This is a genomic window from Streptomyces sp. R-74717 (assembly GCF_047305335.1).
GTDB classification, from domain to species: Bacteria; Actinomycetota; Actinomycetes; order Streptomycetales; family Streptomycetaceae; genus Streptomyces; species Streptomyces atratus.
This window is the reverse complement of the sequence record NZ_CP102361.1, coordinates 7,502,501-7,525,056: the sequence shown is the minus strand read 5'-3', so window position 1 is coordinate 7,525,056 and position 22,556 is coordinate 7,502,501. Positions and strand designations below refer to the sequence as shown.

Below are 22,556 nucleotides of genomic sequence, written 5' to 3'. Positions count from 1 at the left end.
ACCGGGACTCCGGTCAGGGCATTCCGAGCGTAGTTCAGGCGTGTGGACGAATTCCGTGGAGCATGACGCAGAGGTCCCCCGATCGGATCAGCATCTTTTCCGATCGGAGGACGTCGGTGAACCGTTCAGCGGCCCCTACGGGCTGTTGGACCTCGAACGATCCCTGCGAACGCGAGACCTCGAAAGATCCTTACGAACCGTCAGGCCGCTGACCGTCAGGCCTCGAACGGGCGGGCCGGCCACGGCGCCTCGGCCGGACGCAGCGACTCGATCCCGTCACCGGCGAGCACCGTCGCGAGCGAAAGGACGCCCACCACGAGGCAGTTGTTGTGCAGATCCCCGGCGAGCACCCCCCGCACCAGCTCCTGGAGCGGCACCCGGGCCAGCTCCATGTCGGCCTCCTCCTCGGAGACCGCGTAGCGCTCCCCGTCGGCCTCGGAGAGGTTCCGGGCCAGGAAGATCCGTACGGCTTCGTCGCACCCGCCCGGCGTGGTGTAGACGTCGGTCAGCACCCGCCAGTCCTCGGCCTTGACGTACGCCTCCTCGTAGAGCTCTCGCTGGGCAGCGCGCAGCGGGTTCTCACCGGGGATGTCGAGCAGTCCCGCCGGGATCTCCCAGAGCTTGTGGCGCACCGGGTGGCGGTACTGCCGCAGCACGACGACCCGGCCCTCCTCGTCGAGCGCGAGCACGGCGACCGAGCCCGGGTGGACCTGGTAGTCGCGGCGTACGGCCGTGCCGTCGGGCATCACCACTTCATCGGTGCGGACGCTGGTCTTGTTGCCGGTGAAGGGCGTCTCGGTCGCGGTGACCTGCCACTCCTCGGGCGTGTCCTGGAAACCCATCTACGTCCTCCCACGAAAGCAGAAACCGGGGCACGCATCCTCAGTGGATCCGTACCCCGGTCAACGTTAATGCCTGCGTACCGCCGGACTACTTGCCCGACGTGGTGCCCTGCTTGCCACCGGCCCCGGCACCCGTCTTGCGCTCGACGGCCGCCTTCACCAGGCCCGCGAAGAGCGGGTGCGGGCGGGTCGGGCGGGAGCGGAGCTCCGGGTGCGCCTGGGTGGCGACCAGGTAGGGGTGGATCTCGCGCGGGTACTCGACGTATTCGACGAGCTTGTTGTCCGGGGAGGTACCGGAGAAGACCAGACCGGCCTTCTTCTCCAGCTCGGCACGGTAGGCGTTGTTGACCTCGTAGCGGTGGCGATGGCGCTCCTCCACGTACGGCTGGTCGTCGTACGCCTCACGGACCAACGAGCCCTCGGCGAGCTTCGCCGGGTACAGGCCGAGCCGCATGGTGCCGCCCAGGTCGCCCGCGCCCTCGACGTACGCCAGCTGCTCCTCCATCGTCGAAATGACGGGGTGCGAGGTGGCGGCGTCGAACTCGGTGGAGTTGGCGTCGGGGATCTCGGCGAGGTTGCGCGCCGCCTCGATCACGATGCACTGCAGGCCGAGGCAGAGGCCGAGCAGCGGCACCTTGTTCTCACGGGCGTACTGAATGGCACCGATCTTGCCGTTGACACCGCGGTCGCCGAACCCGCCGGGCACGCAGATCGCGTCGACGTCGGAGAGCTGCCTGGCGGCGCCGGCCGGGGTCTTGCAGTCGTCGGAGGCGACCCACTTGACCTTGACCCGGGCCTTGTTCGCGAAGCCGCCGGCCCGGATGGCCTCGGTGACCGAGAGGTAGGCGTCGGGCAGGTCGATGTACTTGCCGACGAGCGCGACGGCGACCTCGTGGTCGGGATTGTGGACGCGGTCCAGCAGATCGTCCCACGTGGTCCAGTCGACGTCGCGGAACGGCAGGTCGAGCTTGCGCACGACATAGGCGTCCAGGCCCTCGGTGTGCAGCACCTTCGGGATGTCGTAGATCGACTTGGCGTCCACGCAGGCCACCACGGCGGCCTCGTCGACGTCGCACATCAGCGAGATCTTGCGCTTGATGGCGGTCGGTACGTCACGGTCGGCGCGCAGCACGATGGCGTCGGGCTGGATGCCGATGTTGCGCAGCGCGGCGACGGAGTGCTGGGTCGGCTTGGTCTTGAGTTCGCCGGACGGGCCGATGTAGGGCAGCAGCGAGATGTGCACGACGAAGACGTTGTCCCGGCCGACCTCGTGGCGGACCTGGCGGACGGTCTCCAGGAACGGCAGCGACTCGATGTCACCGACCGTGCCGCCGACCTCGGTGATGACGACGTCGACGTCGTCGGTGGCCATGCGGCGGATGCGGTGCTTGATCTCGTTGGTGATGTGCGGGATGACCTGCACGGTGTCACCGAGGTACTCGCCACGCCGCTCCTTGGCGATCACCTGCGAGTAGACCTGGCCGGTGGTGACGTTGGCGGACCCGTCGAGGTCGACGTCGAGGAAGCGCTCGTAGTGGCCGATGTCCAGGTCGGTCTCGGCGCCGTCGTTGGTGACGAACACCTCACCGTGCTGGAAGGGGTTCATCGTGCCCGGGTCGACGTTCAGATACGGGTCGAGCTTCTGCATGGTGACCCGAAGGCCGCGCGCCTTGAGCAGGGCGCCGAGGCTGGAGGCAGTCAGACCCTTGCCGAGGGAAGAGGCGACACCCCCGGTGACGAAGATGTGCTTGGTCGTCGTGGATGTGGGCTGCATAGCCAAAGGGGGCTCCCGTGGTCGCGATCGTGAGGTGCGTACCGGCGTTGCCGTCCGGAGATTCCGGAGGTGCCGTCGCTGCGGTTCGGGGGCCTCGTCTGCTGTTGCGGACGACCACCGGTCCACGGGCTACCAGGGTATCAGCGACAAAGGGAGCCTGCTTCCGGCCACTCCCCGCGCGCTGACCGCACAAGATCAACGTCGGCCCCTCCCGCCCCACCCGTTCGGCTCAGACGCTTTGCTGAGACCGTCGCGCAGATCATCCGGGTGCGTCGTATCCTGCTCGGACACTCGCTCCGGGCGAGGTACCGAGCTCGCAGGTTCCCCCACAACGACCCCTTGCGACAACCTCATTACCCGCAGTAATGCCCCACGGGGCGACATGGCCGTTCGACTGGAGATGCACGTGGCCGGGCGCATCGAGGATTACGCACTCATCGGAGACATGCAGACCGCCGCCCTGGTCTGCCGGGACGGCACAGTGGACTGGCTGTGCCTTCCCCGCTTCGATTCACACGCTATTTTCGCGGGACTGCTGGGTACCGAGGAGCACGGCTTCTGGCGCCTGGGACCGGCACGGGAGGACGGGGCGCAGCCGCCGTCCGCGGACCGCCGCCGCTACCGCGGGGACTCCCTCATCCTGGAATCGGAATGGGACACACCGTGCGGAACGGTCAGAGTGACCGATTTCATGCCGCCTCGTGACGGTGCACCGCAGGTGATCCGGATCGTGGAGGGGATCAGCGGCCGGGTGGACATGCGCTCCGAGCTGCGGATGCGGTTCAGCTACGGGCGGGTCACACCGTGGGTGCACAAGGTCGACGGCCGTACGGTCGCCGTCGCCGGCCCGGACTCCGTCTGGCTGGACACCCCCGCCGACACCTTCGGCGAGAACCTGACGACGTACTCCGATTTCACGGTCGCGCCCGGGGACCGGATCGCGTTCACGATCAGCTGGCAGCCTTCGCACCACGAGCCGCCCGGTCTTCCGGACCCGGAGAGTTCGCTGGACGCGACCGCGGACTTCTGGCGTGAATGGGTCGAGCAGTGCACGTACCACGGGCCCTACCGCGAGGCCGTGGTCCGCTCCCTGATCACCCTCAAGGCCCTGACGTACGCGCCGACCGGCGGCATCGTCGCCGCGCCGACCACCTCCCTGCCGGAGGACATCGGCGGCTCCCGGAACTGGGACTATCGCTACACCTGGCTGCGTGACGCCGCGATCACTCTCTCCTCCCTGCTGCGCACCGGCTACCGCGAGGAGGCCCGTGCCTGGCGCGAGTGGCTGCTGCGGGCGGTCGCCGGCGACCCGGAAAACCTGCAGATCATGTACGGCATCGCGGGCGAGCGCGAGCTGGGCGAGGCCGAGCTGGACTGGCTGCCCGGTTACGAGAACTCCGGCCCGGTCCGGGTCGGCAACGGCGCGGCGGGCCAGCTCCAGCTGGACGTGTACGGCGAGGTCATCGAGGCACTGCACCTCGCCCATATGACGGGCCTGACCCGCAACGACTACGCGATGGGCCTCCAGCTCAAGCTGATCGAGTACCTGGAGAAGCACTGGGGCGAGCCGGACGAGGGCATCTGGGAGGTGCGCGGCCCGCGCCGCCACTTCGTCCACTCGAAGGTGATGGCCTGGGTCGCCGTCGACCGCACCATCAAGCTGATCGAGTCCGGGGACGCGGAAGGGCCGCTGGAGCGGCTGCGGGAACTGCGCGACGACATCCACCGCGATGTCTGCGACCGGGGCTACGACAAGGAGCGCAACACCTTCACCCAGTCCTACGGGTCGCAGGAGCTGGACGCCTCCCTCCTTCTGATCCCCCAGATGGGCTTCCTGCCGCCGGACGACAAGCGCGTGATCGGCACGATCGAGGCGATCCAGCGCGAGCTGTCCACGGAGGACGGCTTCGTGCTGCGCTACCCCACCAAGGGCGAGGACGCGGGCGTCGACGGACTCGAGGGCGACGAGGGCGCGTTCCTGGCCTGCTCGTTCTGGCTGGCGGACGACCTGGCGATGATCGGCCGGGTCGACGAGGCACGCCAGCTCTTCGAGCGGCTGCTGTCCCTGCGCAACGATCTGGGCCTGCTGGCGGAGGAGTGGGACCCCCGGCTGCAGCGCCAGGTGGGGAACTTCCCCCAGGCGTTCAGCCATGTGCCGCTGATCGACACGGCACTGCGCCTGACGGCGAGCGGGGCGTACGTCGGCTGACCTCGGAGAGGGGGCGGGCGGCGTGTGCCGGGCCCGCCCCCTGCGCCGAGCGGCATCACCGCAGCGGCCCCCCGCTCTCCGCTCCGCTCACGACGGGCAGCCCCGAAGGCAGCCCCCACTCGCTCCACGACCCGTCGTACACGGCCAGCTCCCGGTACCCCGCCAGCTCGGCCCCCAGCGTCAGCACGCAGGCGGTGACGCCCGATCCGCAGCTGAAGAACAGCCGCTCCCGCTCCCCGGCGAGGGCGGCGAACGCGGCGCGCAGCTCCTCCACCGGGCGCATCCGGCCGTCGCGCTGGATCTCACCGAAGGGCAGATTGACCGCCCCCGGCATATGGCCGGCGCGCAGCCCCGGTCGTGGCTCGGCGACCGCGCCGGAGAACCGCTCCCTGGAACGGGCGTCGAAGACGGCCGCGGCGGGGTCGGCCAGGGCCGCCACCACCTCGTCGCTGCCGACGACCAGCCCCGCGCGCGGCCGAGCTGTGAAGTCGCCGCGCGCCACGGCAGGCGCGGGCCCGGCGTCCTCCAGCGGCAGTCCGGCGTCGGTCCAGGCGGGCAGGCCACCGTCGAGCACCGCGGCCCGGTCGAAGCCCATCGCTCGCAGCATCCACCAGGCACGCGCGCTGGAGTAGATGCCCGCAGCGTCGTAGACGACGACGGTGTCGGTGTCGTCGACGCCGAGGGAGCGCAGCTCCTCGGTGAACCGGTCGGCGTCGGGCAGCATGTGGGGCAGTGGTCCGGAGTGGTCGGACAGTGCCCCGTCGATGTCGAAGGGCCGCGCTCCCGGAATCCGCTGCTCGAAGCCCCGGTGCGCGCCCACCGAGGCATCGAGGACCACCGGCCCGCGCTCGCCCAGCCGCGCCGCGAGCCAGCCGGCCCCGACCAACGGGCCGGGAAGGGGGCCCGCAAGGCCTTCCCGGCCTGAGTACGCCGATATGTCGTCGCCCACGTCTGCTCCAGGTCCAGGTCCGGGTATGAGGGGCCACTCGGCCCGAACCGCGCGGCGGTCACAAGATCGCAGCGGCCCTCGACCCCTGTCAACAGCGGTTCCATGCCCCCGGGCATGCCGAAAGCGGCTGATCGATGCCGCTGCCCCCGGTCGGCGGACTCCCCCGACGGCTCCCCGACGACGCCTCCGGCGCCCGGGGCCGGTACCTTCCTGAATCAGGGCGACTGTCCGCCCGACCCGAGTGGAAACGCGAGGCCAGAGCCAGTGGAGACCCAAGGCGGAATCACCGTGCAGCGAGCCCTTGAGCTGCCGGGGCTGCGCAGCGGGCTTCCGGAGGTGGTGGCCGGCGCGGACCGGCTGAACCGTACGGTGCGCTGGGTGCACGCGGGCGAGGTCCCGAACATCGCTTCTCTGCTCAAGGGCGGTGAGCTGCTGCTCACCACCGGTCTGGGGCTCGGCACCCGCCCCGCCGAGCAGCGAGCCTTCGTCCGAAGGCTCGCCGACCGCCAGATCGCCGCCCTGGTGGTGGAGCTCGGACCGCGCTTCAGCAGGCTGCCCGCATCGATCGTGGACGCCGCCCGCGCGGCCGGTCTGCCGCTGGTGCAGCTGCACCGCGAGGTGCCGTTCGTGACGGTGACCGAGGAGGTCCACACCGAGATCGTCAACGGTCACTACGCGCTGCTGCGGCAGGCCGAGGACGTGCACCGGCGGTGCACGGAGGCGCTGCTCGGCGGCGGCGGGGTGCCCCAGGTGCTGGGCATCCTGGCGGACTTCACGGCCAACCCGGTCTTCCTGGAGACGGCGGACGGCCAGCTGCTGTACGCGGCGGGCCCCGGATCCGGCCCGGTGTCCGCCGATCCGCTCCAGGTGTGGGACGGGATGCGCGGCGACCGGGCGGCCCGTGAGACGCCGCCCACCGGTTCGGTGCTGGTGGATGTGCCGGGCGGCGGCCCTGGAACCGGTTCGGTACGGGCCAGGCTGGTGCTGCTGGCCGTGGCCGGCCCGCTGGTGACGGTGCACCGGATGGCGGCGGAGCGGGCGGCCGGCATCCTCGCCGTCGTGCTGATGCAGGCCCGCCAGGAGGAGGAGCTCGCCGCGCGCGGCCGGGGCGACTTCCTGACAGATCTCGCCGAGGGCCGGATCACTCCGGAGGACGCGCCGGCGCAAGCCCGCGTACTGGGCTTCAAACCGGGTGAGATGCCGCTGCTGCCGGTGGTCATGCGGCTGGCCCCCGAGCTGTCCGTGTCGGGGAACTGGGCACTGCTGGCACGGGCGGTGCTGGAGGAGCTCTCGTCGGTGGGTGTGCCGGTGCTGCTCGGTGTGCGGCCCGTGGAGGGCCGGGTTCCGGTGCTGCTGGGGCTGCGGTCCGAGACGGAGCGCACGGCTGTCGCGGACCGGGTCGCGGCGGCGCTGCGGGCGGGTGTGGAGCGGGCCGGTCTGGAGCGTGCAGGATCATATCCGCCGGTCGTGGTGGTGGGGGTGGCGGGCGGCTGGGCGACGGCCGGCGCGGGGCTGCGGCACGCCGCGGAGACGGCGACGGCCGCGCACGGTCTCAGCGACCGGCCCTGGTACGACGCCCGGCGTCTGGACATCGATCTGCTGCTGTGGCGGCTGCGGGACCATCCGGATCTGGCGGCGTTCGTGGACCGGGCGATCGGTCCACTGCGCGATCACGACCGCACCTCTCGCCCTCCGCTGCTGCCGACACTGGAGACGTATCTGGCCCACGCGGGCCGCAAGGCGGAGACGGCGCGCGAACTGCATCTGAACCGTCAGACGCTGTACAACCGGCTGGCCCGCATCGGTGAGCTGCTCGGCACCGACCTGGACGACCCCCAGGCGGTCCTGGCGCTGAGCCTGGCCCTCCGGGCCCGCCGCCACACTTCGTAGCTCCGGACCCGTCCGACGAGCAGCCTCTCACCGCGTCCGCGCCACCGCCAAAGGCTTCGTCAACTCGTCGTAGATGCTGAGAACTTGAGCGATCGTGTCGTCCTCCGTCGGCCAACTCGCGGCCTGCGCACGCCCCGCGGCCACCAGCTCCGCGCGCCGCTCCGGATCGCCGAGCAGCCTGACCACCGCCCGCGCGAGCGCCTCCGCGTTCCCGTACGGCACGAGCTCCGCCCCGTCCCCCACGAGTTCCGGCACCCCTCCGACCGCGGTGGCGACCAGCGGAACGCCGAGCCGCAGCGCCTCCTGGGCCAGCACCGAGCGCGCCTCCCACCGACTGGACAGCACGGCCAGATCGGCGGCGGCGAGAAGTTCCGCGATGCCGTCGCGGCTGCCGATGAGCCGGACGGGCAGCTCCTCGTTCATGATCCGGCGCTGCAGAGCGGCCCGCTCCCGCCCCTCCCCCACGATGATCAGCAGCGGTACGGGGTCGAGTTCGCGCCATACCCGTGCGGCATCGAGCAGCATGTCGTACCCGTGATGCGGTACGAGACTCCCGTACGACATGACCAACGGCCGTTCCACCGCACCGAGTTCGGCCCGTGCCTTTCCTTCGTGGACACCGGTGGGCACGCGCGGTACGGGGGCGGAGACCGGCGAGAGCCGGGCATCGCGCGCTCCTCGGTGCCGCGCCCGGTCGACCAGGTCCGATGTCGTACCGAGCACAACTGCCGCCGCACGGGCGGCTCTTCGCTCCATCAGATGAAGCAGCCGGCTGCGGGCGCCCTCGGCGTGGGCGCGAGCGTGCCAGGTGACGACCAGCGGGATACGGCGGCCGCCGAGCGCAAGAGCGGCGCGCACGGCAGCGTGCAGACCGTGCGCGTGGACCACGTCCGCCGTCAGGCAGGCGGTACGCAGCGCGGCGACGGCGGCGGGATCACTGCGTCGCGGTACGGGGGCGAACCGGGCACCCGTACCGGAGAAGTCATAGGCGTGGTCCAGTTCGGCCGGGGCACAGACGGTGACGTGCACACCTCTCGCCACCAGCCCCGCGGCCAGCGAGCTGACGTGGGCGCTGCTGCCCGCGCTGCCGCCGCCCAGGACTTGGACCGTACGCAGCTGTGACACGTTGAATGGCTCCCGGGGCTCCCGAGTGGGCGGTGATGGCACCGCCAAGGATGCCAGTCCGTACGCACGTTCCGGCACAGTCGAGCCGCTGTCCCGCTGCATACAACAGCAACCGGCCGTGACGCATCACTCGCACGGGTGAGGAGGCGGCGCGATATTGCCGCGTCCGTGGACCCTGTCAGCGGTCCGACAGCATCTGGGCGAGTCGGCTGATCCGGTCCCCGTACACCGTCGCCGCGACAAGCCCCGCCGCATGGGCGACGAGCCCGGCCCGGCCGCGGCCCGCGACGATGGCGACACCGAGTGCGGCGCCCAGGGCGTGGGCCCCGGTGTCCCCGATCATGGTGCGCTCACCCAGGTCGTCGGCGACGAGGGCTGCCGCGGCCCCCATGGGAGCGGCGGCGAGTGCGCCCGGCAGGCCCGGGGCCCCGAGGGCGAGCACGGTGGCGGCGGCCACGGCGGGCCGTACATCCGCCAGATTGACGAGGTGCGCACCTCCGGCGATCACGACGCCGGCGAGGACCCGGTCGACGGGCCGCTCCTTGAGCAGCGCACCGGCCGCGAGCCCGGCGGCCCCGATCCCGAAGAACTTCACCGCGCCACTGGTCACCTCACCGTCCCGCAGCGCACCCAGGTGGGCACGGAACCCGCGGCGCGGATCGTCCGCACCGACGAGGTCGTCGTAGGCACCGCAGCCGCCGGCCGCGAGAACGGCGAGCACAGCGGCGTACCGGGTACGCGCAGGCAGTGGGAGAACGGCGGTTCCGGCTGCGGCGCCGAGGGCGACGGCGGGTCCCGCGTACAGATCGACGGTACGGCCCGCGTAGTTGGTTCGCTGCCAGCGCCTGCGCGGCCGGGCCCGCAGCGCCCGGTACGCACCCCCCGCGACGGCGGCTGCGACGGCACCGGACACTGCGGCTTTGCTGAACGTTGCTCCCATGCGGGCCAGGCTACGCAGCGGCCCGCCGGGTCCGCAGATCGCCGGGCGGACTCGGATGACAAGCCCGCCCGGCGACTGAGCGCGAACACGCGCCCGACGGCCGCGAAGCCCCGCTACCCGTCCGCCCTCGCCGCGGCAAGCAGCTCCTCCGCATGGGCCCGGGCCGTCTGCGAGTCCTCCTGTCCCGCGAGCATCCGGGACAGCTCCCGCACCCGGTCCTCGCCCTCCAGGACCGTGACCCCGCTGCTGGTCACGGCCCCGTCGACCGTCTTCTCGACCAGCAACTGCCGGTCCGCGAAGGCCGCCACCTGCGGCAGGTGCGTGACGACGACCACCTGCGCGGACCTGGCGAGCTTCGCCAGCCGCCGCCCGACCTCGACGGCCGCCTTGCCGCCGACGCCCGCGTCGACCTCGTCGAAGAGGTACGTGGGTACGGGATCGGAGCCGGCGAACACCACCTCGACGGCAAGCATCACCCGGGACAGCTCACCGCCCGACGCGCCCTTGGCGATCGGCCGCGGCTGGGCGCCTGGGTGCGGGGCCAGAAGAAGCTCGACCTCGTCGGCGCCGGACGGCCCGTAGACCACGCTCCGCCCGCCGATCTCGATGCCGGATGCCTCGTCCGCCGCCTCGGTCTGCCGGATGTCGAAGGAGACCCGGGCGTGCGGCATGGCAAGGGATGCCAGCTCCGCGGTCACCGCCTCGGCGAAGCGCTCCGCCGCCCCCGCACGCGCATCGGTCAACGCCTGCCCGAGGCCCGAGAGTTCGGCGCGCAGCCCATCGCGCTCCGCCGTCAGCTCGCCGATGCGGTCGTCGTCGCCCTCCAGCTCGGTGAGCCGGGCGGCCCCTTCCTCGGCCCAGGCGAGTACGGCGGTGATGTCCTCGCCGTACTTACGGGTGAGTCCGGTGAGCGCGGCTCGCCGCTCCTCCACCGCGGCGAGCCGCAGCGGATCGGCGTCCAGCTGGTCGGCGTACCCGGCCAGTTCCCCCGCCACATCGGCGAGCAGGATCGAGATCTCGCCGATCCGGTCGGCGAGCGCGGCCAGCGCCGGATCGTGGGCCCGTACGGCGTCCAGGGACCGTCCGGCGGCCGCGACCACGGTCGTCGCGTCGACGCCCTCCGGATCCTCCGGGTTGCCCGCGAGCGCGCTGTGTGCGAGGGCCGCCGCGGAAGCGAGCGCCTCGGCATGGCCGAGCCGCTCGGCCTCGGCGGCCAGGTCGCCGTCCTCACCCGCGAGTGGTTCGACCGCAGCGATCTCGCTCAGCCCGAAGCGCAGCAGATCCGCTTCCTGGGCGCGTTCGCGGGCGCGCGTCGTCAGCTCGTCGAGCTCTGTGACGACGGCCCGCAGCCGCCGGTAGGACGCCGCGTACTTGGCGTGCGGCACGGCGACACCGTCGCCCGCGTACCGGTCGAGGGCCTGCCGCTGCCGCGCGGGCTTGAGCAGCCCCTGCTGGTCGGTCTGGCCGTGCACGGCGACGAGTTCGTCGGCGAGTTCGGCGAGCACCCCCACCGGCACGGACCTGCCGCCGAGATGTGCCCGGGAGCGCCCCTCCGCGGAGACGGTACGGCTGATCAACAGCGCGCCGTCGTCGAATTCGGCCCCGGCCTCCTCGGCCCGCAGGGCCACGGCGTCGCCGTCGGACACCGTGATCCGCCCCTCGACGACCGCGGCCTTGGCCCCGATCCGTACCAGGGCAGGGTCGGCACGCCCACCGAGCAACAGCCCCAGGCTGGTGACGACCATGGTCTTGCCCGCGCCGGTCTCACCCGTCACCGCGGTGAAACCGGGTGACAGCTCGACCACCGCGTCGTCGATGACTCCGAGCGACCGTATCCGCATCTCCTCCAACACGGACATGACCTTACGAGGTCCGGGCCCCGATGTGCGACGGGCCCCGCCTCCCGGGGTTCACTCTCCCGTGTGCTCCTGAAGCATTCGCACCGCCTCCGGGGGAATGTCCGCCGGTCAGTGCGGCGCGCCCCGCCACCCCGAGACGGGCAGTGCGAACTTCGCCACCAGCCGGTCCGTGAACGAGGCGTGGTGCAGCCGGGCGAGCCGTACGGGCACCGCACCGCGCCGCACCTCGACCCGCGCCCCCGCGGGCAGCTCCACGGTCCTGCGCCCGTCGCACCACAGCACTCCGTGCGGGGTGTGCTGCTGGACCTCGACGGCGAGCACCGAGGTCGGCGAGGTCACCAGCGGCTTGGCGAACAGTGCATGGGCGCTGATCGGCACCATCAGCAGCGCCTCGACCTCGGGCCAGACGACGGGTCCGCCCGCCGAGAAGGCGTACGCGGTCGATCCGGTCGGGGTCGCGCAGACGATCCCGTCGCAGCCGAACCCGGTCACCGGCCGGCCGTCGATCTCCAGGACCACCTCCAGCATCCGCTCGGGCGACACCTTCTGCACGGCCGCTTCGTTGAGCGCCCAGTCGGTGTGGACGATGTCGCCGTTGCTGTGCACGACGACGTCGAGCGTCATCCGTTCCTCGACCTGGTACGCCCGGGTGACGACCCGGTCGACGACCTTGTCCAGGTCGTCCCGCTCGGCCTCGGCGAGGAAGCCGACCCGGCCGAGGTTGACGCCGAGCATCGGCACCCCGGAGGCGCGGGAGAGTTCGGCGCCGCGCAGCAGCGTCCCGTCCCCGCCGAGCACGATCAGCAGCTCACAGCCGTCCACGGCCTTGGGCGTGGTATCCGTGACCGTCTCGACGGACGACGGCAGGGGGATATCGGCCGCCTCGGTGGCCAGCACCCGTACACCGAGGCCGCTGCGCAGCAGTCCCTGTACGACCAGCTCGGCGCTGCGGATCGCGGCCGGGCGGCCGGTGTGTGCCAAAAGAAAGACAGTTCGTGCCGAATTCGTCGTCAACGAGGCCCCTCCGCCACTGCACGGTCGACATCTGCGGGATCCAGCTCAGGTGCTCCGGCCCGCAGCCACAGAAAGTACTCGACATTTCCCGAGGGCCCCGGCAGTGGACTCGCCGTCACCCCCTGCACTCCGAGACCCAGCGCCCAGGCCCGGCGCGCCACCTCCCGTACCGCTTCGGCCCGCAGCTCGGGGCTGCGCACCACGCCACCGCTGCCGAGCCGCTCCTTGCCGACCTCGAACTGCGGCTTGACCATGAGGACCAGGTCCGCGTCCGGGGCGGCGCACCGCGCCAGAGCGGGCAGGACCAGCCCCAGTGGGATGAACGACAGATCCCCGACGACCAGGTCCACCTGTTTCCCATCGATGGCCTCCAGCGTCAACTCCCGTACGTTGGTACGGTCCTTGACGGTGACGCGCTCATCGGACTGGAGCGACCAGGCGAGCTGCCCGTAGCCGACGTCGACGGCGACGACATGACCGGCGCCGGCCCGCAGCAGTACGTCGGTGAAGCCACCGGTCGACGCCCCGGCGTCCAGCGCCCGCCGCCCCTCGACCTTCAGCCCGAGGGGTACGAAGGCGGCGAGGGCGCCGGCGAGCTTGTGCCCGCCGCGCGAGACGTACTCGGGGTCGCTGTCGTCCTTGATCACGACGACAGCGGCGCTGGTCTCGACCTGGGTGGCGGGTTTGGTCGCGGTGTTTCCGCCGACGGTCACCCGCCCTGCGGCGATCAGCTGGCTCGCATGCTCACGCGAGCGGGCGAGCTTACGGCGTACCAGCTCGGCGTCGAGGCGGCGACGTGCCACTCCTGCCACGTTCGGTTCAGCTCCTGTTGTCGTACGAGGGCATCGGTGCGGGTACCGGTGCGGGTGCGGGCCTGGCGTCCAGCGCGGTCAGCGCTTCGCGCAGCCCACGGTGTACATCCTCGTACACCTCGATGTGTCCGTCCGCCGGGAGGTGGTCCGCATCGGCGAGACGCTCCAGCCGTGCGTCGACCTCGGCGTTGCCGGTGGGGGTGCGTACGACACCGAGGGGCGCAGGTGCGGCGGGGTCGACAGGGGTGGCGGCGGCCGGGGCCGCGCCCTCGTCGGACGGGTCTTCCGCCACGGCCACAGGTGTCGCTCCGGGCGCTGTTCCGGCTGCCGTCCCGAACCCCGGCATCGAGTCGCTCATGCGGGAAACGCTACCGCGAAGGGCTGCGGTACCGTCGGTCACGATGGCGACCATGGCGGAGTGCCGCAGCGCACTCGAGAAACTTTCCGACAACCTCGCGAGGGCCGACGGCGACGTGCGCAGCGCGGCTGCCCTCGACCGCTCGCTGAGCTGTCACATCAAGGATCTGGACGTCACCTTCACCGGTCGGCTGGCCAACGGCCGGATCCAGGTCCTGGACACGGTCGACGGCCCTCCCGGGGAGAAGGCCGAGATCCGGCTCGCGATGACCGGCGACGACCTGGTGTCCATGGTGAACGGCGAAATGAACTTCGCCAGGGCATGGGGCGCGGGCCGGGTCCGCCTGGAGGCCGGCTTCCGCGACCTGCTGAGACTCAGGTCGCTGCTGTAGCCGCGGGGCAGGCCCGCTTCCCGGCCGGTCCCGCCACTGAGGGCGGGCCCCCGTTCGGTCAGCCCCCTGCCGACACCCCGGCAGCCGACTTGCCCGGCACGCCCACCGCGCCGCTCCGCGGCTTGCGCGCGGCCGGCACCACCAACGGCGTCCCGGTCTCCGGGTCGTCGATGACCTGGCAGCGCAGCCCGAAGACCCGCTCCACCAACTCCGCGGTGACGACCTCGCCGGGTGCCCCCTCGGCGATCACCTCGCCTTCCCGCATCGCGATGAGGTGCGTGGCGTACCGCGCGGCGTGATTCAGATCGTGCAGGACGGCCACCAGGGTGCGCCCCTGCGTCTCGTGCAGCTCCGCACAGAGGTCGAGGACATCGATCTGGTGCTGGATGTCGAGGTACGTCGTCGGCTCGTCGAGCAGCAGCAGCGGTGTCTGCTGGGCGAGCGCCATGGCGATCCAGACACGCTGCCGCTGCCCGCCGGACAATTCATCGACATAGCGATCGGCAAGCGCATCGACTCCGGTGGCCGCCATCGACTCCTCGACAATGCGTTCGTCGTCCGGCGACCACTGGCGCAACAGCCCCTGGTGCGGATACCGGCCGCGCCCGACGAGGTCGGCGACGGTGATGCCGTCCGGCGCGATGGAGGACTGCGGCAGCAGTCCAAGCGTCCTGGCCACCTTCTTGGCCGGCATTCCGTGGATCGTCTGCCCGTCCAGGAGTACCCGCCCGCTGTTCGGCTTCAGCATCCGCGAGAGCGCGCGCAACAGGGTCGACTTCCCACAGGCGTTGGGGCCGACGATCACCGTGAACGAGTTGTCGGGAATCTCGACCGAGAGATTCTCCGCGATGACCCGCTGGTCGTAGCCGAGGGTCACCGAGTCCGCGGTGAGGCGCTGCATGGTCGTACTCCCGGGGTCGGAGGTGATCGGGTGCGCGGAGCCGCCCCTCGCCACGAGCAGAGGCCGCGGCCGAGGCCCGGTCGCCCGGCGGGTCGGCCATCCGGACGGCCACACACCGAGCAGAACAAAGTTAGGTTAGCCTACCCTCCTTTTGGCTCGAATCACCGGGAGTCGCCCTTCACAGCCCCAGCCTGGCGACGGCCTTCCCCGCGTCCAGCCCGCACGAGCCGTCTCCGGCGTACGACCACGCCGCCCCGCAGAGCGCCCGCAGCCCGTCGAGCACCTCCCCGTCCCCTTCGAGCACCAGGTCGCCACCGCGCACCGACGCCGTCCAGCCACCGCAGCCGAACCCGTCGCCCGCCCGCACCACCTCGGGCTGCCCGGTCAGCAGTCCCCGCAGATCAGCGTCCACGTACGTCGGCCGGTGCTTCGGCTCGGCGGCCACCAACTGCGCCGCGTCCGTCACCCCGGTGAGCACCAGCAGCGAGTCCACACCGCCGTTGAACGCGCCCTCGATGTCCGTGTCCAGCCGGTCCCCGACCACCAGCGGGCGCTCGGCCCCGGTCCGCAGCACCGTCTCCCGGTGCATCGGAGGCAACGGCTTCCCGGCAACCTGCGGCTCGGCCCCGGTCGCGATCCTTACGACCTCCACCGCCGCACCGTTCCCGGGCGCGATCCCCCGGGCACTGGGAATCGTCAGATCCGTGTTGGACGCGAACCACGGCACCCCCCGCGCAATCGCGTACGCGGCCTCGGCGAACCGGCCCCACGTCATGTCGGGCCCGCCGTACCCCTGCGCCACCGCGACCGGCTCGTCGTCAGCCGATTCCACCGGCACCAGACCGCGCTCCCGCAGCGCGACGCACAGCCCCTCGCCACCCACCACCAGCACCCGCGCCCCGGCCGGCAGCTGATCGGCCATCAGCCTGGCCACCGCCTGCGCCGAGGTGATCACATCGGCGGGCTCGGCGGGGACCCCGAGATCGGTCAGATGCTCGGCCACCGCGGCCGGGGTCCGCAGGGCATTGTTCGTCACATACGCCAGGTGCATCCCGCCATCCCGCGCCGCTCCCAGCGACTCGACGGCGTGGACGATCGCATGACCGCCCGCGTACACCACCCCGTCGAGATCGAGCAGCGCCGTGTCGTACGCCTCGTTCAGCGCGGTGCTGCTGCCGCTCGGCCTGGTCCTGCTCGCCTGACTCATTCTTTGCGCTCCTCATTCCATGCTTCTGTCCAGATCATCGCGCATCCCGGCCGCGCACATACCATGCAGAAATGAACACATCAGGTCCGGCCGGGCAGGGACTGCGTCTGCTTCCGTTCCGTGGACTGCGATACGTCCCCGAGCGGGTCGGCAGCCTTGCCGCGGTGACCTCACCGCCGTACGACGTCGTCGTGCGCCCCGACGGGCTGCACCACCTGGAGTCGGCGGATCCGCACAACATCGTCCGGCTGATCCTGCCGCAGGCCGACACGGCCGCTGCCCGCCACACGCAGGCCGCCGAGACCCTGAACCGCTGGCTGGCCGAGGGCATACTCGCTCCCGATCCCGAGCCCGCGCTGTACGTCTACGAGCAGAGCAACGCCGAGATCCTGCAGCGCGGCATCGTCGGCGCGCTGGCGCTCTCCTCCCCCGCGGACGGCATCGTGCTGCCGCACGAGGACGTGATGGCCCATGTCGTCGAGGACCGGGCCAACCTGATGCGCACCACCGCGGCCCATCTCGAACCGCTGCTGCTCACCTACCGCAGCGAAGGCCACCCGACCGGCGCGACCGCCGTCATCGAACGGACCATCCACCGGTCGCCGCTCCTCTCCACCACCACCGAGGACGGCTACAGCCACCGGCTCTGGGCAGTCACCCACCCGGCCGACCGGGCCGAGATCGAAGCCGATCTCGCCCACCACCAGGCCCTGATCGCCGACGGCCACCACCGCTGGGCCACCTACCTCCGCCTCCAGCAGGAGCACACAGCTCCCGGCCCCTGGGACTTCGGCCTGGTCCTCCTCGTCGACACGGCCCGCTACCCGCTCCGGGTCCGCGCCATCCACCGGCTGCTGCACCGCTTCCCGGTCGCCGACGCACTAGCCGCGCTCAACGGCCTCTTCCGCATCCGCGACGTAGAGGGCCCGCTCCCCCGGGCCTTGGACGCACTCGCCGAGGCGGCCGCCGAAGGCAACGCATTCCTGCTCGCGGGCGACGGCGGCTTCCATCTCATCGACCGTCCCGACGCCGGCCTGCTGTCCCGTACGATTCCGGCCGACCGTCCAACCGCCTGGCAGTCCCTCGACGCGACGGTCCTGCACGCGACTCTGCTCGACCACGTCTGGGAGATCCCCGACACCCCGGAGCACATCGCGTACATACACGACACCGCGGCCGTCGTCGAACAGGCCGAACGTCACAATGCCACGGCGGTCCTGATGCATCCGGTACGTGAGGAAGTCGTCCGGGATCTCGCCCGACAGGGCGTCACCATGCCCCGCAAGTCGACTTCCTTCGGCCCCAAGCCGGCCACCGGCCTGGTCCTGCGAAGCCTCACGCTCGACTGACCCCTACAGCAACAAAAAAGGGCGGCACCCCTTCCGGAGTGCCGCCCTTACTCATGCCTTACGACTCGGACGTACCGTCCTCGTCCTTGCCGTCGCTCTTGTCGTCATCCGCAGCGTCGGCCGGCGACTGAGCGGCGTCGTCCTCGTCCTCATCGAGAGCATCGACGAACTCGACACCGTCCAGCTCGGCAAGCCGGTCCGAGGCATCGGTGGCACCGTCCTTGTCGGCCTCCAGCGCCTTCCCGAACCACTCACGCGCCTCGTCCTCGCGCCCCGCCGCCAGCAGCGCGTCCGCGTACGCATAGCGCAGCCGCGGAGTCCACGGGTGCACGGCGTTCGAGGCGAGCTCGGGGCTCTGCAGCGTGACGATGGCGGCATCGATCTGCCCCATGTCCCTACGGGCCCCGGCAGCCACCAGACGCATCTCGACCTGACCGGCCCTGTCCAGCTTCTGCACCTCGGGCTCGCCGGCCATGGCCATCGCCCGCTCGGGCCGCCCGAGTCCACGCTCGCAGTCGGCCATGACGGGCCACAGCTCCACGGAACCGGTCATCCGCTTGGCCGCCCGGAACTCCGCCAGCGCCTCCGAGTACTTCTGCGTCGCGTACGCGGCAAACCCGGCCGCCTCACGCACGGCAGCAACCCGCGAGGCCAGCCGCAACGCGATCCGCGAGTACGCGTACGCCTGCTCAGGGTCCTCGTCGATCAGCCGGGCCACCATCACAAGGTTCCTGGCCACATCCTCGGCCAGGGTCTTCGGCAGGCTCATCAGCTCCTGCCGCACGTCCTTGTCGATCTCGTCGCCGGTGACGTCGTCAGGAATCGGAAGCCGCTTGATGGGCTCACGGTCCCGGTCATCACGCCGCTCATACCCACCACGGTCGTCACGCCCGCGGTAACCACCCCGGCCACCGCGGTCGTCCCGCTGCCCGCGGTAACCCCCGCCTCGGCTGTCGTCCCGGCGGAAACCGCCGCCGGAGCCACCACCGCGGCTGTCATCGCGCCGGTAGCCGCCACCACGGCTGTCGTCATCACGGCGGGGGCCACGCGGCCGGTCATCACGCCGCTCGAACCCACCCGCAGGACGCCCACCACGATCGTCATCACGCCGCGGACCACGGTAGCCACCACGGTCATCGTCCCGACGCGGACCACGGTCACGATCCCGGTCACGGTCGTCGCGCCGGAAACCACCACCGGCACCACCCCGGCTGTCATCCCGACGGAACCCACCCGGACGGTCATCCCGCCGGTCGTCCCGGCGGAAACCGCCGCCGGAGCCACCACCGCGGCTGTCATCGCGCCGGTAGCCGCCACCACGGCTGTCGTCATCACGGCGGGGGCCACGCGGCCGGTCATCACGCCGCTCGAACCCACCCGCAGGACGCCCACCACGGTCATCGTCCCGACGCGGACCACGGTCACGATCCCGGTCATCGTCCCGACGCGGACCACGGTCACGATCCCGGTCACGGTCGTCGCGCCGGAAACCACCACCGGCACCACCCCGGCTGTCATCACGACGGAACCCACCCGGACGGTCATCCCGCCGGTCGTCCCGGCGGAAACCGCCGCCGGAGCCACCACCGCGGCTGTCATCGCGCCGGTAGCCGCCACCACGGCTGTCGTCATCACGGCGGGGGCCACGCGGCCGGTCATCACGCCGCTCGAACCCACCCGCAGGACGCCCACCACGGTCATCGTCCCGACGCGGACCACGGTCACGATCCCGGTCACGGTCGTCGCGCCGGAAACCACCACCGGCACCACCCCGGCTGTCATCCCGACGGAACCCACCCGGACGGTCATCCCGCCGGTCGTCCCGGCGGAAACCGCCGCCGGAGCCACCACCGCGATTGTCATCGCGACGCGGCGCACGATCCCGGTCACGGTCGTCGCGGCGGAAACCGCCGCCGCCGCTTCCACCAGTGGGCCGGCTGTCATCACGCCGGTAACCACCACGGTCGTTGTCCCGGCGCGGTCCGCCGGAGCGGTCGTCACGACGGCCGCTGAAGCCGCCTCGGTCACCACCGTCCCGGCGACGCGGCTCGCGCTCCGAACGATCGTCGGGAGAGTTGGTGGACATCGGTGTGACTCCTGTCATCAGGTACTACAAGACATTCTCGCGCAGTCGGACACCCGACGCGCTTCGACAAAACAAAAGGACCCTTGGTCCCAGCGTGAACGCTGGGACCAAGGGTCCTTGAAAGATTGTTCGGCGGCGTCCTACTCTCCCACAGGGTCCCCCCTGCAGTACCATCGGCGCTGAAAGGCTTAGCTTCCGGGTTCGGAATGTAACCGGGCGTTTCCCTAACGCAATGACCACCGAAACCCTATCGGGTTCTAGCGAACAAGCACACTTTTCAATTAAGTAGTGAAGCTGTTCAACCGGTGCGACTGTTCGCAACCCGGGAACAACACAGTGGACGCGAGCAACTGAGGACAAGCCCTCGGCCTATTAGTACCAGTCAGCTCCACCCGTTACCGGGCTTCCACATCTGGCCTATCAACCCAGTCGTCTACTGGGAGCCTTAACCAATCAAGTTGGTGGGAATACTCATCTCGAAGCAGGCTTCCCGCTTAGATGCTTTCAGCGGTTATCCTTTCCGAACGTAGCCAACCAGCCATGCCCTTGGCAGGACAACTGGCACACCAGAGGTTCGTCCGTCCCGGTCCTCTCGTACTAGGGACAGCCCTTCTCAATATTCCTACGCGCACAGCGGATAGGGACCGAACTGTCTCACGACGTTCTAAACCCAGCTCGCGTACCGCTTTAATGGGCGAACAGCCCAACCCTTGGGACCGACTCCAGCCCCAGGATGCGACGAGCCGACATCGAGGTGCCAAACCATCCCGTCGATATGGACTCTTGGGGAAGATCAGCCTGTTATCCCCGGGGTACCTTTTATCCGTTGAGCGACAGCGCTTCCACAAGCCACTGCCGGATCACTAGTCCCGACTTTCGTCCCTGCTCGACCCGTCGGTCTCACAGTCAAGCTCCCTTGTGCACTTACACTCAACACCTGATTGCCAACCAGGCTGAGGGAACCTTTGGGCGCCTCCGTTACTCTTTAGGAGGCAACCGCCCCAGTTAAACTACCCATCAGACACTGTCCCTGATCCGGATCACGGACCCAGGTTAGACATCCAGCACGACCAGAGTGGTATTTCAACGGCGACTCCACAACCACTGGCGTGGCTGCTTCAATGTCTCCCACCTATCCTACACAAGCCGAACCGAACACCAATATCAAACTGTAGTAAAGGTCCCGGGGTCTTTCCGTCCTGCTGCGCGAAACGAGCATCTTTACTCGTAGTGCAATTTCACCGGGCCTATGGTTGAGACAGTCGAGAAGTCGTTACGCCATTCGTGCAGGTCGGAACTTACCCGACAAGGAATTTCGCTACCTTAGGATGGTTATAGTTACCACCGCCGTTTACTGGCGCTTAAGTTCTCAGCTTCGCCGACCCGAAAGTCAGCTAACCGGTCCCCTTAACGTTCCAGCACCGGGCAGGCGTCAGTCCGTATACATCGCCTTACGGCTTCGCACGGACCTGTGTTTTTAGTAAACAGTCGCTTCTCGCTGGTCTCTGCGGCCACCCCCAGCTCACCGAGCAGATCGGATCACCAGTGATGGCCCCCCTTCTCCCGAAGTTACGGGGGCATTTTGCCGAGTTCCTTAACCATAGTTCACCCGAACGCCTCGGTATTCTCTACCTGACCACCTGAGTCGGTTTAGGGTACGGGCCGCCATGAAACTCGCTAGAGGCTTTTCTCGACAGCATAGGATCATCCACTTCACCACAATCGGCTCGGCATCAGGTCTCAGGCTCATGTGTGACGGATTTGCCTACCACACGCCCTACACCCTTACCCCGGGACTACCACCGCCCGGGCTGGACTACCTTCCTGCGTCACCCCATCGCTTACCTAGTACAAGTCTGGTTCGTCGGCTCCACCACTACCCTCAACTCCGAAGAGATCGGGCCGGCTTCACGGACTTAGCATCGCCTGATTCAGTATTGGGCGTTTCAAAGCGGGTACCGGAATATCAACCGGTTGTCCATCGACTACGCCTGTCGGCCTCGCCTTAGGTCCCGACTTACCCTGGGCAGATCAGCTTGACCCAGGAACCCTTAGTCAATCGGCGCACACGTTTCTCACGTGTGTATCGCTACTCATGCCTGCATTCTCACTCGTGAACCGTCCACAACTCGCTTCCGCGGCTGCTTCACCCGGCACACGACGCTCCCCTACCCATCCGTACTCCCGTTGGGGATACATGTACGAATGACACGACTTCGGCGGTACGCTTGAGCCCCGCTACATTGTCGGCGCGGAATCACTTGACCAGTGAGCTATTACGCACTCTTTCAAGGGTGGCTGCTTCTAAGCCAACCTCCTGGTTGTCTCTGCGACTCCACATCCTTTCCCACTTAGCGTACGCTTAGGGGCCTTAGTCGATGCTCTGGGCTGTTTCCCTCTCGACCATGGAGCTTATCCCCCACAGTCTCACTGCCGCGCTCTCACTTACCGGCATTCGGAGTTTGGCTAAGGTCAGTAACCCGGTAGGGCCCATCGCCTATCCAGTGCTCTACCTCCGGCAAGAAACACACGACGCTGCACCTAAATGCATTTCGGGGAGAACCAGCTATCACGGAGTTTGATTGGCCTTTCACCCCTAACCACAGGTCATCCCCCAGGTTTTCAACCCTGGTGGGTTCGGTCCTCCACGAAGTCTTACCTCCGCTTCAACCTGCCCATGGCTAGATCACTCCGCTTCGGGTCTTGAGCGTGCTACTGAAACGCCCTATTCGGACTCGCTTTCGCTACGGCTTCCCCACACGGGTTAACCTCGCAACACACCGCAAACTCGCAGGCTCATTCTTCAAAAGGCACGCAGTCACGACTGCATGTGCAAGCACATACAGCGAC

The 22,556-nt window shown here is 69.6% G+C and carries 17 protein-coding genes and 2 rRNA genes (1 of these 19 cut by a window edge); 4 read left to right on the top strand and 15 right to left on the bottom strand.

Features of this window, described 5'->3' with window-relative positions; genetic code table 11:
- Positions 1 to 215 precede the first annotated feature (215 nt).
- On the bottom strand, positions 216 to 842 hold the full coding sequence (locus NRF20_RS34510) for an NUDIX domain-containing protein (RefSeq protein WP_398629216.1): 627 nt from the start codon (positions 840 to 842) through the stop codon (positions 216 to 218).
- Between the two features lie 88 nt (positions 843 to 930).
- Complete coding sequence (locus tag NRF20_RS34505) at positions 931 to 2,616, bottom strand: CTP synthase (RefSeq protein ID WP_398629217.1); 1,686 nt, start codon at positions 2,614 to 2,616, stop codon at positions 931 to 933.
- A gap of 406 nt (positions 2,617 to 3,022) precedes the next feature.
- Here NRF20_RS34505 and NRF20_RS34500 point away from each other — a divergent pair, with 406 nt between their 5' ends.
- On the top strand, positions 3,023 to 4,825 hold the full coding sequence (locus tag NRF20_RS34500; RefSeq protein WP_413754636.1) for a glycoside hydrolase family 15 protein: 1,803 nt from the start codon (positions 3,023 to 3,025) through the stop codon (positions 4,823 to 4,825).
- A gap of 55 nt (positions 4,826 to 4,880) precedes the next feature.
- On the opposite strand, the gene NRF20_RS34495 is transcribed toward NRF20_RS34500, so the two are convergent.
- Positions 4,881 to 5,774 (bottom strand): sulfurtransferase, encoded by an 894-nt coding sequence (locus tag NRF20_RS34495; protein WP_398629218.1) that lies wholly within the window; start codon positions 5,772 to 5,774, stop codon positions 4,881 to 4,883.
- A 264-nt stretch (positions 5,775 to 6,038) separates the two neighbouring features.
- Between NRF20_RS34495 and NRF20_RS34490 the strand changes: the two genes are divergently transcribed.
- Positions 6,039 to 7,664 carry a PucR family transcriptional regulator gene (locus NRF20_RS34490; RefSeq protein ID WP_266362578.1) on the top strand — a complete coding sequence of 542 codons (1,626 nt, stop codon included), beginning with the start codon at positions 6,039 to 6,041 and terminating at the stop codon, positions 7,662 to 7,664.
- 27 nt (positions 7,665 to 7,691) lie between these two features.
- Here NRF20_RS34490 and NRF20_RS34485 read toward each other — a convergent pair whose 3' ends face one another.
- The 6 genes from NRF20_RS34485 to NRF20_RS34460 all read right to left on the bottom strand — a co-directional run bounded on the left by NRF20_RS34485 (position 7,692) and on the right by NRF20_RS34460 (position 13,772).
- Positions 7,692 to 8,789, bottom strand: a complete 1,098-nt coding sequence (locus NRF20_RS34485; protein ID WP_413753881.1) for a glycosyltransferase family 4 protein — start codon at positions 8,787 to 8,789, stop codon at positions 7,692 to 7,694.
- Positions 8,790 to 8,967: 178 nt separating this feature from the next.
- Positions 8,968 to 9,729: a hypothetical protein gene (locus NRF20_RS34480; RefSeq protein WP_413753880.1), complete on the bottom strand. Its 762-nt coding sequence runs from the start codon at positions 9,727 to 9,729 to the stop codon at positions 8,968 to 8,970.
- 113 nt (positions 9,730 to 9,842) lie between these two features.
- Positions 9,843 to 11,588 carry a DNA repair protein RecN gene (gene recN, locus NRF20_RS34475; protein ID WP_413753879.1) on the bottom strand — a complete coding sequence of 582 codons (1,746 nt, stop codon included), beginning with the start codon at positions 11,586 to 11,588 and terminating at the stop codon, positions 9,843 to 9,845.
- Between the two features lie 108 nt (positions 11,589 to 11,696).
- Positions 11,697 to 12,602: an NAD kinase gene (locus tag NRF20_RS34470; RefSeq protein WP_398629222.1), complete on the bottom strand. Its 906-nt coding sequence runs from the start codon at positions 12,600 to 12,602 to the stop codon at positions 11,697 to 11,699.
- Complete coding sequence (locus tag NRF20_RS34465) at positions 12,599 to 13,414, bottom strand: TlyA family RNA methyltransferase (protein ID WP_266362568.1); 816 nt, start codon at positions 13,412 to 13,414, stop codon at positions 12,599 to 12,601. Before NRF20_RS34465 ends, NRF20_RS34470 begins: the two co-directional genes overlap by 4 nt.
- Before the next feature lie 7 nt (positions 13,415 to 13,421).
- Positions 13,422 to 13,772, bottom strand: a complete 351-nt coding sequence (locus NRF20_RS34460) for a hypothetical protein (RefSeq protein WP_398629223.1) — start codon at positions 13,770 to 13,772, stop codon at positions 13,422 to 13,424.
- 43 nt (positions 13,773 to 13,815) lie between these two features.
- On the opposite strand from NRF20_RS34460, the gene NRF20_RS34455 reads away from it, so the two are divergent.
- Positions 13,816 to 14,163 (top strand): SCP2 sterol-binding domain-containing protein, encoded by a 348-nt coding sequence (locus tag NRF20_RS34455; protein WP_398629224.1) that lies wholly within the window; start codon positions 13,816 to 13,818, stop codon positions 14,161 to 14,163.
- A 58-nt stretch (positions 14,164 to 14,221) separates the two neighbouring features.
- Here the strand turns inward: NRF20_RS34455 and NRF20_RS34450 are convergent, their stop codons facing one another.
- Positions 14,222 to 15,064: an ABC transporter ATP-binding protein gene (locus tag NRF20_RS34450; RefSeq protein ID WP_413753878.1), complete on the bottom strand. Its 843-nt coding sequence runs from the start codon at positions 15,062 to 15,064 to the stop codon at positions 14,222 to 14,224.
- Positions 15,065 to 15,242: 178 nt separating this feature from the next.
- Positions 15,243 to 16,271, bottom strand: a complete 1,029-nt coding sequence (locus NRF20_RS34445) for an HAD hydrolase-like protein (RefSeq protein WP_398629226.1) — start codon at positions 16,269 to 16,271, stop codon at positions 15,243 to 15,245.
- A gap of 71 nt (positions 16,272 to 16,342) precedes the next feature.
- On the opposite strand from NRF20_RS34445, the gene NRF20_RS34440 reads away from it, so the two are divergent.
- The gene (locus NRF20_RS34440) at positions 16,343 to 17,620 is read left to right on the top strand and encodes a DUF1015 family protein (protein WP_413753877.1); all 1,278 of its coding nucleotides are present in this window, start codon (positions 16,343 to 16,345) and stop codon (positions 17,618 to 17,620) included.
- Between the two features lie 58 nt (positions 17,621 to 17,678).
- Here NRF20_RS34440 and NRF20_RS34435 read toward each other — a convergent pair whose 3' ends face one another.
- The 4 genes from NRF20_RS34435 to NRF20_RS34420 form a co-directional block, all read right to left on the bottom strand.
- On the bottom strand, positions 17,679 to 18,389 hold the full coding sequence (locus NRF20_RS34435; RefSeq protein WP_398629247.1) for a tetratricopeptide repeat protein: 711 nt from the start codon (positions 18,387 to 18,389) through the stop codon (positions 17,679 to 17,681).
- The gene (locus NRF20_RS34430) at positions 18,389 to 19,621 is read right to left on the bottom strand and encodes a hypothetical protein (protein WP_413753876.1); all 1,233 of its coding nucleotides are present in this window, start codon (positions 19,619 to 19,621) and stop codon (positions 18,389 to 18,391) included. The genes NRF20_RS34435 and NRF20_RS34430 overlap by 1 nt, the downstream gene beginning before the upstream one ends.
- Before the next feature lie 212 nt (positions 19,622 to 19,833).
- Positions 19,834 to 19,950 (bottom strand): 5S ribosomal RNA (gene rrf / locus NRF20_RS34425).
- Between the two features lie 108 nt (positions 19,951 to 20,058).
- Positions 20,059 to 22,556: ribosomal RNA gene (locus NRF20_RS34420) — 23S ribosomal RNA — on the bottom strand (it continues 626 nt past the right edge of the window).

Excerpts from the sequence above, each read along its gene's own strand:
- NRF20_RS34510 (WP_398629216.1), bottom strand. The coding sequence starts at position 842 with ATGGGTTTCCAGGACACGCCCGAGGAGTGGCAGGTCACCGCGACCGAG.
- NRF20_RS34505 (WP_398629217.1), bottom strand. The coding sequence starts at position 2,616 with ATGCAGCCCACATCCACGACGACCAAGCACATCTTCGTCACCGGGGGT.
- NRF20_RS34480 (WP_413753880.1), bottom strand. The coding sequence starts at position 9,729 with ATGGGAGCAACGTTCAGCAAAGCCGCAGTGTCCGGTGCCGTCGCAGCC.
- recN (WP_413753879.1), bottom strand. The coding sequence starts at position 11,588 with ATGTCCGTGTTGGAGGAGATGCGGATACGGTCGCTCGGAGTCATCGAC.
- NRF20_RS34460 (WP_398629223.1), bottom strand. The coding sequence starts at position 13,772 with ATGAGCGACTCGATGCCGGGGTTCGGGACGGCAGCCGGAACAGCGCCC.
- NRF20_RS34455 (WP_398629224.1), top strand. The coding sequence starts at position 13,816 with ATGGCGACCATGGCGGAGTGCCGCAGCGCACTCGAGAAACTTTCCGAC.
- NRF20_RS34450 (WP_413753878.1), bottom strand. The coding sequence starts at position 15,064 with ATGCAGCGCCTCACCGCGGACTCGGTGACCCTCGGCTACGACCAGCGG.
- NRF20_RS34445 (WP_398629226.1), bottom strand. The coding sequence starts at position 16,271 with ATGAGTCAGGCGAGCAGGACCAGGCCGAGCGGCAGCAGCACCGCGCTG.
- NRF20_RS34440 (WP_413753877.1), top strand. The coding sequence starts at position 16,343 with ATGAACACATCAGGTCCGGCCGGGCAGGGACTGCGTCTGCTTCCGTTC.
- NRF20_RS34435 (WP_398629247.1), bottom strand. The coding sequence starts at position 18,389 with ATGAGCCTGCCGAAGACCCTGGCCGAGGATGTGGCCAGGAACCTTGTG.